The 13089-nt window shown below is 55.4% G+C and carries 11 protein-coding genes; 5 read left to right on the top strand and 6 right to left on the bottom strand.

What is annotated here, in order from left to right:
- Positions 1–120 precede the first annotated feature (120 nt).
- The 5 genes from EGT74_RS16915 to EGT74_RS16935 form a co-directional block, all read right to left on the bottom strand.
- Positions 121–2220: a TIM-barrel domain-containing protein gene (locus EGT74_RS16915; RefSeq protein ID WP_246008235.1), complete on the bottom strand. Its 2100-nt coding sequence runs from the start codon at positions 2218–2220 to the stop codon at positions 121–123.
- A gap of 151 nt (positions 2221–2371) precedes the next feature.
- Entirely contained in the window at positions 2372–3205 is an 834-nt protein-coding gene (locus tag EGT74_RS16920) for a metallophosphoesterase family protein (protein ID WP_158618190.1), read from the bottom strand.
- 61 nt (positions 3206–3266) lie between these two features.
- Positions 3267–3746: a hypothetical protein gene (locus EGT74_RS16925; RefSeq protein WP_123847758.1), complete on the bottom strand. Its 480-nt coding sequence runs from the start codon at positions 3744–3746 to the stop codon at positions 3267–3269.
- 3 nt (positions 3747–3749) lie between these two features.
- Positions 3750–4130 (bottom strand): SRPBCC domain-containing protein, encoded by a 381-nt coding sequence (locus EGT74_RS16930; RefSeq protein ID WP_123847759.1) that lies wholly within the window; start codon positions 4128–4130, stop codon positions 3750–3752.
- A 3-nt stretch (positions 4131–4133) separates the two neighbouring features.
- Positions 4134–4967 (bottom strand): CvfB family protein, encoded by an 834-nt coding sequence (locus tag EGT74_RS16935; RefSeq protein WP_123847760.1) that lies wholly within the window; start codon positions 4965–4967, stop codon positions 4134–4136.
- A gap of 196 nt (positions 4968–5163) precedes the next feature.
- Here EGT74_RS16935 and EGT74_RS16940 point away from each other — a divergent pair, with 196 nt between their 5' ends.
- Positions 5164–5367: a cold-shock protein gene (locus EGT74_RS16940; RefSeq protein WP_119080576.1), complete on the top strand. Its 204-nt coding sequence runs from the start codon at positions 5164–5166 to the stop codon at positions 5365–5367.
- A gap of 819 nt (positions 5368–6186) precedes the next feature.
- On the opposite strand, the gene EGT74_RS16945 is transcribed toward EGT74_RS16940, so the two are convergent.
- Positions 6187–6957 (bottom strand): DUF4846 domain-containing protein, encoded by a 771-nt coding sequence (locus tag EGT74_RS16945; protein WP_158618191.1) that lies wholly within the window; start codon positions 6955–6957, stop codon positions 6187–6189.
- Between the two features lie 110 nt (positions 6958–7067).
- Between EGT74_RS16945 and EGT74_RS16950 the strand changes: the two genes are divergently transcribed.
- The 4 genes from EGT74_RS16950 (at position 7068) to EGT74_RS16965 (ending at position 13074) form a co-directional block, all read left to right on the top strand.
- Positions 7068–7955, top strand: a complete 888-nt coding sequence (locus EGT74_RS16950; RefSeq protein WP_123847762.1) for a LytR/AlgR family response regulator transcription factor — start codon at positions 7068–7070, stop codon at positions 7953–7955.
- 100 nt (positions 7956–8055) lie between these two features.
- Entirely contained in the window at positions 8056–10806 is a 2751-nt protein-coding gene (locus tag EGT74_RS16955; RefSeq protein WP_123847763.1) for a TonB-dependent receptor, read from the top strand.
- Between the two features lie 16 nt (positions 10807–10822).
- Positions 10823–12064 carry a parallel beta-helix domain-containing protein gene (locus EGT74_RS16960; protein WP_123847764.1) on the top strand — a complete coding sequence of 414 codons (1242 nt, stop codon included), beginning with the start codon at positions 10823–10825 and terminating at the stop codon, positions 12062–12064.
- A 2-nt stretch (positions 12065–12066) separates the two neighbouring features.
- Positions 12067–13074 (top strand): SO2930 family diheme c-type cytochrome, encoded by a 1008-nt coding sequence (locus EGT74_RS16965; RefSeq protein ID WP_123847765.1) that lies wholly within the window; start codon positions 12067–12069, stop codon positions 13072–13074.
- The last annotated feature ends 15 nt before the right edge of the window (positions 13075–13089 follow it).

The following is a 13089-nucleotide window of genomic DNA, read 5'->3' on the forward strand; positions in this document are numbered from 1 at the left end:
CGCGCAAAAAAAAATGATCTTTCTTTCAAAACCAAGGTCCTTCTGCTGCGGCTGCGAACAGTTGCATACCAGAAGGACCATTACAAAGGTCAGGGACATTTTCATCTCCCTAAAATAATCTTATTTCGTCATAAACACCCAGTTCACCTTTCGTTCATACCCAAACGGCTTCCCCGTCGCGGGTGCGCTCATCTCTCCTGCCAGCCGGCCGTTTTTGTCTTTCGACACTTTCAGCGTCACCTGCGAATAGGCGCCTTTTTCGTAATTGAAAGTCGTGCCGTCGTCGTCGTACAGGGTGAAGCTGCCGGGTGCGGCGCCGTAGTGCCTTACTTCCAGCGGCAGCACCTCGCCTGCTTTCGGCGCCTGCCTGCGGGCGGGTATCATGGGGATGATCGCGCCGTCTTTAACGAACAGCGGGATTTTTTCGAGCTCGGCTTTGACGGTGATTGCCTGGTTTTCACCGGCCAGCGCGCCGGTATAGAAATCGTACCATTTACCGGCGGGCAGGTACACCTTGCGGCTCTTTTCACCGGTGAACACGGGGGCTACGAGGATGTTGTCGCCCATCATATACTGGTCTTTTACTTCGGAGCGTGTTTTGGCTTCGTAAGGGTTATGCGTGGCATCCAGCTTCCCACCGCTTTCCTGCGCGGCATAAGCGAATCCGTCGATGAGGTTCATGGAACGGAAAGGCGGCTTGCCTTCGAAACGGTACTGGGCGAAGGTGGAATAAATGTAAGGCAGCAGGCGCATGCGCAGCATGGCTACGTCCTGCACGGCTTTTTCCACTTCGGGGAACGACCAGGGTTTGGTGCCGTCGGCCCAGGCGTTGAGCATGGCCATCGGCGAAAAACAGACGCTCTGCATCCTTCTCACCCACTCTTCCGCGGTTTTGGAGGCGCGCACTTCCGGCGTCCACAGCACGCCGATGAAGCTGCTGTTCACGAGGGCGGTGATGAAGTCCTGGTGGGAATAATAATCGTTGTAAATCACGTACGGGAAATTGCTGGCGCCGGCGTTGGACGCACGCACCAGTCCGTAGGTACGCTGGTTCTGTTCACGGTACCATTCGTCGGTCATCTTCTGCATCATCACCCCGTACACCTGCCGCAACTGTTCGGCGGCCGTGCCGGAAGGGAAAGTAGCCACATCGGGCCAGAGCCATTTGTCGTAGCCGTCGTTCTCGTCCATTTTATAACCACTCACGCCGAGGGATATATGATTTTTGATAAAATGCTCCTTCCAGATCTGCCGCGCTTCGGGGAAGGTGAAATCGGTCACCAGCCCGTTCCACACGGTATGCGTGCCGGCAAAGGGTTTCACTTTGGCATACAGGCTGCTTTTGGGCGACACATAGGGGTTGATCCACAGGTTGGCCCGCACGCCTTTTTTAGCCAGGTCGTCGATGAAACCTTTCGGGTTGGGAAAACGTTGTGTATCCCACTCAAACGTGCAGGGATAACTCATCGAATGCCAGCCTGGCTCCACGCCGATGAAGTCGAGGGGGAAGTTATGCGTTTCAAACTCGGTGGCTTCGCGCAGGATGTCCGACTGGGAGTACAACGTGGGCACGCGCTGGGTAAAACCGAGGCCCCACTTGGGCGGCAGGTAACCGCCGCCGCTGAAAAGGTTATAACGTTGCACGGCGTTCATGGCCGTGGGGCCGCCGAACACGTACACCTCCACACCACCGGCAGGCACGAGGACTTCCACGCCGTCGGAATACGGCATGCTCTGCCAGTTTTTATTTTTATCGTTGCGGTCGATCAGCTCAGGCGGATTTTTGGTATCCACGCGCACCGCTGTGCCGGCATATACCGTAATGTAACGGGCGGCGTCGATCAGTACCCCGTAGCCGCGCGACGACACATAAAAAGGCACTGGCGCATGCGTGCGGCCGTTGTCGGCACTGCCGTAGTGGTCCATATGCAGCTGGCTTACGCGGCCGCGCTGGTTCACAGTCTTAAAATTGAGGCCGAGGCCGAAAAGCTGCTCTTCTTTTTCCAAGGGAAACTTGAGGTACACCTTGCCGTCCGCGATGCGCATGGTGATGTCGGCCTGCGGCAAGGGAAATCTGGCGGCGGGTAGTTTTTGCAGGGAAGCTTTGTCGGGCGTAGCGCCGGCGGCTTTGAGCAGGCTGATTTTCTCAGGCGTGCCGGCCGAGGCCTTCCATATGCCGGGTTGTACTTCCTGCCACTGTAAAGGAACTTGTTGTGCCATGGCGGCTGCGGTCATGAGCAGGCAAAGGCATGTAATACGGATTGTTTTCATAATTCGATGGAACTTCTGCAATCAAGTTAGCAAGAAATTCCACGAATTCTCCTTTTGATCAATATACTGGCAGGAAACGGTAAAATAGTGGGGATTACGGCTATACAATCACGTTGCGGTTCACCGGCTCCGTTACCGCCGGGTTCACCTGGTAACAAAGCACCTCGCCGTTGTTGAGCACTTCCACGATGCGGTAGCCGAAATAAGGCGTGCCCCAGCTGCCGCCCAGGTGGCCGTCGAAGAAATAATGTTTGCCGTTCTTTTCCTTCATGCCGTCTTCCGCATGGTCGTGGCCATGGAACACGGCCCGCAGGTTCTTCTGCGCGGAAAACAGTTCCACCAGCTCGGGACAGTCGATACCGTGCTCGGTCCATTTTACCGGTGTGATATGCATGATGACGAAGAGGTGTTTTTTGTTGCGGTATTTATGGAGCTGGCTACGGGTCCAGTCAACATCGGGGCAGATGTATTTCCCTGTTTCGTCCGCGGTGTTGAGTATCAGAAAGGCTGCATCGCCTTTGGTAAATGCATGGTGCCAGCGGGTGCCCCAGGTCTTCTCCCAGCCGTCTTCATTGATTTTGTCGTGGTTGCCGTGCGACACGAAATACGGCATCTCCAGGCGGTCCCAGGTGGTTTTGGCTTCCGGGAGGAAGGCCGGGTTGTCGTGGATAATATCCCCGTTGATGAACGAATAATCAAGCCCCCTGCCCGCTTTCTCTTTATTGAGGAAGCCGGTCATACGCTGATGGTTATCGGCCCAGGTGGTATCCTTTTGCCCGAAGTGCCCGTCTGACGCAAGCGCGAAACGCAGCACCACCTTGCCCGCTGCGGGCAGCCGGAAACCGGGGGCGGCGAAAGACTGTAAAGTATTACCGGCGCCGATGAGTACGATGCCTTTGAGGGTATTGACGAGGAATTTACGGCGTGTGAGCATGGGATGAAGATAAATAATTTCCCGCATCGCCAAAAGCGGCCGGTATGATTTAATCCTGCGTTTACACGAAAGTCAGGTTATCCAGCTGCCGGCGGTAATCGTACTGGAGGTCTTCATGCAGCGTTTCGAGCGCTTTCTCGATTTTACGGAGCTGCTGGGTATACAGGTTGACGAGCTGCACGCTTTTTTCCATTTTGATGCCCGACCGCCTCATTTTCCCGCAGAAGAACAGCAGCAGTTCCACCTCGGCCTGTTTGGAGCCCGTAAAGCGGATATGTTTATTGGTGATGCGCAGGATTTTACGCAGCGTTTTTTTGGCGAAGTAGAGGTTGCCGGTGCCCAGGCCGTCGAACTCCAGGGCGATGAATTCCTTTACCGAGGCCATATACCCGTCGAGGCTGTGGCTTTCGAACAGCAGGTAGGTCAGCAGTTCCTTGCTTTCTTTTTTGAATTTGGCGAGGCGCAGGCACAGTTCCACCAGTTCGCCCGGCGGCAGGGTGCTCAGTTCCTGTTTTATTTCGTGGATGGACGCTACTTTCATCTGTTATTCCTGGTAAAAATCGATCAGCGCGCCGAAGTAGGCTTCGTTCCAGCCTTCCACGATGTCGTGGTACGCTTCGTCGGGGATGTTGGTATGTTTCAGTTCGGCCGAGGTGTCTTTTTTGTGGGGATGCAAAATGATGGTGACGATGGAAGGCGCTTCCTGTTCACCGAAATACCATTCCTGCACGATCTTTTTATCTTCCGTGAACTCCAGGTTCAGGCCGGCGATGCTGCCGTCCCAGAGTGAAAATTCGGAACCGGGCTCGGTACTCATCTCCGCTTTTTCGCCCGTCCATAACTGGATGGTGGCCGGGTTGGTGAGCGCGCGGTACACGTCTTCCGGCAGCGCGGGTATCTCGAAATGTTTTTTGTAGTCTTTCATGCTTTATTGTTCCAGTAACTGGATGCCGGTTTGGGTAAAAGTGATTTTCTGTTGTTTGTACAAAGCGCCCGTGGTCATTTTGAACGTCTTTTTGCTCATGCCGAAAAAGGCGTAAATCTCTTCGGGATCGGATTTGTCGTGGTACGGCAGGTACCCGTCGTTTTCGCGGAGCAGGCGCAGCACTTTTTCGCTTTCGTCTTCCACCTTGCTGTAACCGGAGCGGCCGGGCACCACGTCTATTTTATTGTCGTCCTTGATGGCTTTGATAAAACCCTGGAAGCGGTCGCCGATGTCCATGGGCCGGAACTGGTCCGCAAAATGGAGCACGCCGGTATGGCGGTTATTGATGATGGTGACGAAGCCGATATCGGTGCGGCGGTACACCACCAGGTCCACCACATCTTTTTCCTGGACCGTCAGCTCTTCGTTGCTCAGGTACTGGTCGATTTTTTCGGTGGCGGCGATGCGGCCGGTGAGTTTGTCGATATAGATTTTCACGAGGTACTCCTGTCCCTTGCGCATTTTCAGGAGTTGCTGCGACTTGGGGACGAAGAGGTCTTTCATCAGCCCCCAGTCGAGGAAAGCGCCCTGTTCCGTAGCGTCAACGGCTTTGAGGCTCACGATGTCGCCCACCACGCCGAAGGGTTTGTCCGTCGTGGCGATCAGGCGGTTTTCGGAATCGTGGTAGAGGAACACTTCCAGTTCGTCGCCGGGTTTGGTCCCTTTCGGCACATATCTTTTAGGCAGCAGTATTTCCTGGTCCCCTCCGTCGAGGTACACCCCGAAATCCGCTTCTTTTTTCACTTTCAACGTATTGTATGCGCCGATATTGATCATAATTTTTCCTGTATGAAGCGCAAAGGTACAATAAAATAATTCTGGCAAAACGGTACGGAATTGTACATATGCTACAAATAAAGTATTCATAAACCGCTCAGGGATATGTTCAGAATAGTTGATACACACATTATTAGGCGTAACCAATTATAAACACTACCTTCGGGCCCTTATATTTTTTATAATTTTTTACACAATGGAACAAAAATTCACTGGAACTGTAAAGTTCTTTAATGAAACCAAAGGTTTCGGCTTCATCAAACATGATGAATCAGCTAAAGAAACTTTTGTACACGCAAATGGCCTCATTCACGAGATCCAGCAGGATGACCGCGTAGAGTTTGAACTGCAGGAAGGAAGAAAAGGCATGAATGCTGTAAACGTTAGACGTATTGATTAAGCTTGCTTAAAATATGTTTTACCGGCCGGTCGTTATGACCGGCCTTTTTTTTGCCCGCCTGGCGGGCTTTTTTTTTGTGATGCAAACTCGTTTGAACAATCGCGTTGATGGTTCCGGTTCACCCCCTCGCGCCCGCTTCTCTCTCAATTGTATGCCCCGGTTCGTAAGAATAATGTTCGCAACTGGTCTGTAACTATCCTCCAGGTCGGTACCTCAATAGCCTGAAACTGTTGCTACCATTGTATTTCCTTAGGATGTCCCACAGATATCCCACTGATGTCCCACTAATGAGCCACAGATGTTCCACATCTTATAAGATGTGGGACATCTGTGGGACAATTGTGTTGAAGTCGTGACGGAATAGTGTCGGAGGATTAAGGATTAACCAGTGTTTTAGCAGGTATAGGGACGGTTTTCTCCAGGGAAAGTACCGTTTTAGCCTAATCAGAATCATTTCAGGAAGGCCGTTAAGGCACCGGCTATGACGGATTTCGCCCGGGAAACTGCAGTGTTAATCTAATCAGAGCCGTTTAAGGGGGACATTACGGTACCGGCAATGACGGATCTCGCCCGGGAAAGTGAAGTTGTAACCTGATCAGAGCCGTTTAAGGGGGACGTTGTGTTACAAGCAATGACGGATCTCACCCGGCAAAGTGCTGTTTTAACCTGATCAGAGCCGTTTAAGGGGGACGTTGTGTTACAAGCAATGACGGATCTCACCCGGCAAAGTGCAGTTTTAACCTGATCAGAGCCGTTTAAGGGGGACGTTGTGTTACAAGCAATGACGGATCTCGCCCGGAAAAGTGCAGTTTTAACCAATCAGAACCGTTTCAGGCTGCCCGGTTTGAAGTCCCATTCCGGGGTGATGAGCGCCTCACCCACCCGCGTACCGTACCACGGGCTGCGGGCATCGGCCGGGTTGCGGAGCAGGTGGATGCTCTGGGCCGGCATATAACTTTGCGCCAGGAGGAAGCGCCGTTCGCCGGCTTTGTTCACGGCCACGTCCATCACGATCACGGCATGGCCGGGCGAACCGCCCTGAATGAATACATCACCTGGGAGGATGTCGGCCGCGGCGCGAAGCTCGCGGCTCAGCGAGAGGGTGCCGGCGTAGGAGAACACCGTTTCGAGGAATTGCCGGAAACTTTCCCGGTTTTCAGCCGGGGCGGCGCTGCGGCGTTTGACCAGTTTGCCCTTTTGCAGCACATAGCGCGTGCCGTTGCGCCAGCTGTCGTAATCCATCAGGGTGCCGTCGGTGGCGCGGAAGGCGATGCGGCCGAACTGGCGGTGCGCGTAGCGGTATTCCGCGTAGAGCCGCATCACGGCGTCGGCGCACTGCTGCAGGTCTTTGCTCCCTACGGAGATGTCCAATACGGCGAACTGGGCCTGCTGGTTATATTTCTTTTGCCCGTTGAACAGGTATACGGTACGGTCTTTTTTCAGGGGCACCTTTCGCAGCCAGGCCCCGAAACTTTCAGGGGGCTGGGCCATCCGGGTGAAACCCGCGGGTACGGGAACGTCCGCCACGGTTTGCGCCTGCATTTGCAGCGCGGTAAATACGAGGGTGAGCCATGGAAGGAAACAACGCATGCTGTGTAGATGCAGCGGGCCGTATTTTCCACAAGCATTCTTTTTCCGTCCGGGAAAATTATAATAACTTGACTGCATCATCCACGGCATTATCATAAAATGAATATGATATGAAAAACACCCTTACCCTGCCAACATCGCCGCTGCCGCAACTCACCGGCTTCCATGCCCCGTTCGCGCTGCTGGAGCCGGTAAAGAACCGGGCCCTGCTGATCGTGTTCTGCGGCGTGTTCAGCTTTTTGTTCATGTACATTTTTTCACCCTTCAATATGAACCAGTGGTACCAGGGCGGCCCGCAATCGGTTACGGGCGTGTTCGGGATCTTTTCGCTCTGCGGGATGGCCGGGTTAAGCATCTCCCAGTTCGGGCTGATGCGGCTCAAAGGCCCCAAACCGCTCAGCTGCCTGCAGTTCATGGGCTGGTTCGCGGGCGAGGTGATGCTGGTGGCGCTGATCGTAAACATCGTGAACGTTTCCATGCACGATTACCTGCAATATTCCTGGCTGGAGTATTCGGATACCCTCAAGTTTTCTTTCGGGGTGATGGCGCTGCCCTATTCCATCGCCCTGCTCTGGTTCTATAACCGCGAAAAAGTGGCGGAGCTCCGCTACCGCGGCGAAACCAAAACCGCGGCGCCGGAAACGGATACCTGCCTGCATATCAGCGACGAATACGGCAAACTGGCCCTCAGCCTCCAGCCCGGTCAGTTGCTCATGATGAAGGCGGAAGATAATTATGTGCAGGTATTTTACCAGCATGGCCAGACCATCCGCAAGGAGCTCATCCGCAACTCCCTCAAAAAGCTGGAAGGCCAGCTGGCCGGTCATGGTTTTGTGCGGGCGCACCGGTCGTACATGGTCAACCTGTCGAGAGTGATCCTTTTCCGGAAAAACAGCCGCGGCCATTATATCCAGATCGACGGTATGGAGGATGTGACCATCCCGGTATCCGGCTCTTACCTTCCCGACTTCCAGCAACGGTTCACCCCGGCGGTGTAATTTTCACCCCGCAGGCCCGCCCGTTCACCCCAAAGCAGCCGCAGGCGGCAGTTGGCTGACGGTATTTTTTTAATATCGCTGCATCAACCAATGCCCGCCCATGTACAAACTGATGCTACTGCTCGCCTTTTCCCTGTTGGCCCGGCCCGCTGCGCTGGAGGCTCAACAGGTGATCTCGGGGAACGTCCGGAACAGTGAAACAGGAGAAGCCGTGCCCGCCGTGTCCGTCAAAGCACGGAACACCCCCAACGGGGATTACACCAACAACCAGGGGAACTTCCGGTTCCACACCCGCGCGCCCCTGCCCCTTACGCTGGTCTTTTCTTCCCTGGGGTTCGCCACGCAGGAAGTGACCGTCACCACCAACGCCCCGGTACAGGTACGCCTGCAGCCGGCCACGGTGCTCGGCACGGAAGTGGTGGTGTCCGCCAGCCGTCACGTGCAGCGGAAAATCGAATCGCCGGTGACCATCGAGCGCATCGATAACAAGGATGTGATCAACTCCCCCCAAACCAGTTATTACAACATGCTCCAGGGCCTCAAAGGGGTCGATATCACCACTTCCAGCCTCACCTTCACCACGGTGACCACCCGCGGGTTCAATACCAGCGGCAACACCAATTTCACGCAGGTGGTGGACGGGATGGACAACCAGGCGCCCGGGCTTAACTTTCCGTTGGGTGCGGCCATCGGCCTCACGGAGCTGGATGTGGACAACCTCGAAGTGCTCTCCGGCGCCTCCTCGGCGCTCTACGGCTCCCGCGGCCTCAACGGCACGCTGGTGATGACGGGGAAAGACCCGTTCAAATACCAGGGCCTGAGCATCCAGGTGACCCAGGGCATCAACCACCTCAAAAAAGGAAATGGCAACGACCCGATGGGGCCGTCGCCTTATTACGACTGGGTGGTGCGCTGGGGCAAAAAGGTGAACGACCGCCTCGCTTTCAAGATCAACGCACAGTATACGCTCGCCAAAGACTGGATGGCTACCGACACGAGCAACACCAACAGCTCCGGCACCCGCTTTACGGACCCTAATTACAACGCGGTGAACGGGTACGGGAGCAAAACGTCGGTCGACATCAATCCCTTCCTCGAAGCCGCCAAAGCCATGGACCCTTCGCTGGCGCCGATCGTGGATCCCCTGTTGGCCAAACCTTCCAACTATGTGGCCCGCACCGGTTACCCGGAATATGGTTATCTTAGCAATGAAGCCAAACTGCTCAAATTGAATGCAGAGGTCCGCTATAAGATCAAACCCAAACTGGAAGCGATCGTTTCCGGCACCTACGGCGAAGGCAATGCGGTATACAGCAACGATACCCGTTATGCGCTGACGGGTTATAAACTGGGCCTGTACCGCGCCGAGCTGCGGGGAGAACAATGGTTTTTCCGCGCGTATACCTCCAGCGAAAACTCCGGCAACACCATCATCGCCAGTCCTACCGCACAACTGCTCAACGAAGCCTGGAAACCGAGCTTCAACCCGAATACGATGGACGGCTGGTACCCGCAATACACCGGCGCATTGATTCAGGCGCTGGCCACGGGCAGCAGCCTGCAGGACGCCCACCTCGCCGCCCGGAGCTTTGCCGACCAGGGCCGCCCCGAAGCGGGCAGCGCAATGTTCAACCGGCTGAAAGACAGTATTTCGGGGCTGCCCACCTCACAGGGCGGCACGCTGTTCCTCGACCGGAGCAAACTCTACAACGCGGAATTCCAGTATAATTTCAGCCGCCTCATTCCTTTCGCGGAAATCATCGCCGGGCTCAACTACCGGTTGTATAAACTCGATTCGAAAGGCACGCTGTTCCCGGATACCGACGGGCCCATCCATGTAGCGGAATACAGCGCTTATGCCCACCTGGCGAAAAAGCTGATCGACAATAAACTGCGGTTGGGGGCGGCGTTCCGGTACGACAAAAACACCCTCTTCGAAAAACCGCGCATCACCTCCCGGCTGTCGACCGTTTTGGAAGTGGCGAAAGAAAACTATCTCCGGTTCTCTTACCAGAACGCCTATAGTTTCCCGTCGAACATCCAGTCGCTGCAAAGCACCCTGATGGATTACAACACCTACGCCTCCGGCGGTTCGGCGCGCCTGCTGTACGGCGAATACGGATTCGACCAATACCCGCCCTACCTGCTCAACAGCGTGCTGGAATACCAGCAGACCAACGACCCTTCCAAACTCAAACGGTTCACGCCGAGCGACATCAAACCGCAGTCGGTCGACGCGTTCGAGCTCGGTTATTCCGCGTTGTTCGGCAACTGTGTGCTGGTAGACGTACTGGGTTATTATTCCACCTGGAAAAACTTCATCGGGTATGTGAACGTGGCCAATACGCCCGGCACTACCGACGTGACGGCGTTCAAGGAACGCAGCAAATACATCGCGTACAACATCGCCTACAACGGCGCCGAAACCGTGAATACTTACGGGTATGCGGCGAGTGTGAGCGTGGACATGTCGCACAACTTCATGGCCAAGGCCAACTTTTCGTCCGACTTCCTCCAAAACAGGAACAACAGCCAGATCAACAACTTCAACACGCCCAACTGGAAATTCAACGTGGAGTTCGGCAACAACGGCCTGGGTAAAAAGCAGCAGCTGTCGTTCAACACCAGCCTGCGCTACAAGCCCGCTTATTTTTACGCCATCGGTTTGGCCAGCGGCACCATTCCCGCCAACGTCGTGATCGACGCGCAGGTGAGCTACAAACTGCTGAAAGCCCATTCCCGTATCAAGCTGGGGGCCACCAACCTCACCAACCGGTATTATTACACCGGCTTCGGGAGCCCGGCCATCGGCGCGGTGTATTATGTGACGCTGGCGTATAACGTATTCTAAAATAAAAACCCGCAATATGAAAACTTATGTGGCCGCACTGGCCCTGTTGGCAATAGCAGCCTGCAACACCGCTCCCGCCACCCAGGGAGATTACAAAACCGTGCTCACGTTCGGGCCCGGTGAAGAAACAAAGATCACCGAGGCTTTTCTGTCGCTGAAAGACAGCAGCAGCATCGAGCTGAAGGAAGGCCGGTACCGGTTTGATAACCTCAGCCTGGTGCAGCTCAAACACATCCGCATCAAAGGCGCGGGGCCGGAGAAGACCATCCTCGATTTCAGCGCCCAGAGCCAGGGCGGTGAAGGCATCCGGGTGGCCGAGGTAAAAGGGTTCGTGATCAGCGGCCTGGCGCTCCGCGATTCCAAAGGCGATCTGCTGAAGATCAATAAAAGCGAGAACGTCACCATTACCGACGTGCACACCATCTGGTCCAAATCCGATTCCACCAGCGGCGGATACGGCATATACCCCGTGCTGTGCAGCAATGTGCTGGTGGAAAACTGCTACGCCCAGGGCGCTTCCGATGCGGGTATTTACGTGGGCCAGAGCAACAAGGCCGTGGTGCGCAAATGCAAGGCGTATAAAAACGTGGCCGGCTGCGAGATCGAGAACACCACGAACGCCGAGGTGTACGACAACGAGTTTTACGGCAATACCGCCGGTTTCCTCGTGTTCGATCTGCCTGACCTGTCGCAGCGCGGCGGCCATGTGAAAGCGTACAACAATCACATCCACGACAATAACGAGCGCAACTTCGCCAAGGCCGGCAGCTTCGGCACCAGCTGGGGCGTAGGCAACGCGGCGCCGGGCAGCGGCGTGATCATCCAGGCCACTTCCGACGTGGAGCTGTACAACAACAGGATCCTGAACAATAATTCCAGCGCCATCATCCTGGTGTCGGGATTTTTTGTGGACGGCAAGGCCGGTGAAAAGATCAACGCCAATTATTTCCCGGTGTCCAAAAACATCATGATACACGACAATACCCTGGAGATGGGGCCTGCATTCCCCGAGCCCGTGTATGCCCACCATACCGGTAAAATCCTCGTGGCCATCGAACAGAAACTCGGCGCGCGCATTCCCATGATCGTGTACGACGGTATCAGCACCAACGTGCTCACCAACCAGCAATTGCAGAACCCGGACTCCATCTGCATCCGCCAGGCCGGGCAGAACCTATTCGTCAATGTGAACGCGCTGCAGATGGAATCGAAAGACTGGCGCCCTTCCACAGACATGACCGCTTTTAACTGCCAGTAACAATGAGATGGATCGTCATAACAGTGATGGGGCTCTGCATCGCCTGTAACCAGCCGCAGCAGCCCGTTGCATTCAGTTTCAAGGAAAAATTATCCGACTACGGCTTTTTCACCGGGGCGCTGAAAGACCTGCGCCCCGTGGCCGGCATTTTACCGTACGAGCTGGCTACGCCCCTCTTTACCGACTATGCGCTCAAAGACCGGTTCATCGTATTGCCGAAAGGAAAGGCCATCCAATACCGGGATTCCGGCGTACTGGATTTTCCCGACTCCACGTTCATCATTAAAAACTTCGCCTACACCGACACGGCAGGGCGGAAAGTGATGATCGAAACGCGGCTGCTGTTCCGCGACCCGGCCGATCACGGGTGGAAGGTGATGAACTATCTCTGGAATGCGGAACAGACCGAAGCCGGCAGATGGATCACCGGCAAACGCATTCCCATCACCCTGCTGAACGACGAGCGCAGGGCTGTGTCTACCGTGTACCAGATGCCCAATACGAACGACTGCAAGCGCTGCCATTCCAGTAACGGCTCGCTGCAACCCATCGGCCCCAAGGCCCGCAACGTGCATTACAACGGCCAGCTCGAAAAGTGGGCCGCCGGTGGCGCATTGCAGGGCAAGCCTGCGCAGGTGGCCGCCATGCCCGTGTGGAACGACAGCCGGCATTATACCCTTGACCAGCGCGCCCGCGCTTATCTTGATGTGAACTGCGCCCATTGCCACACCAAAGGCGGCGATGCCGACAATACCGGTTTGTTCCTGGAGTATGAACAGCAGCAGCCCAACCATCTCGGCATGCTGAAGCAGCCCGTATCTGCCGGCAACGGTGCGGGCGGGCTCGATTTCGATATTGTGCCCGGCAGCGCGGCGAAGTCCATCCTCATACACCGGATGAACAGCACCGAGCCCGGCACGGCCATGCCTGAACTGGCCCGCACGCTGGTGCATAAAGAAGGGCTGGCCCTCATCACCGCCTGGGTGAACAGTTTGCCGCCACAGCAGTGAGCGCCTTGAAAAATG

It is taken from the genome of Chitinophaga lutea, from assembly GCF_003813775.1.
Classification (GTDB): Bacteria; Bacteroidota; Bacteroidia; order Chitinophagales; family Chitinophagaceae; genus Chitinophaga; species Chitinophaga lutea.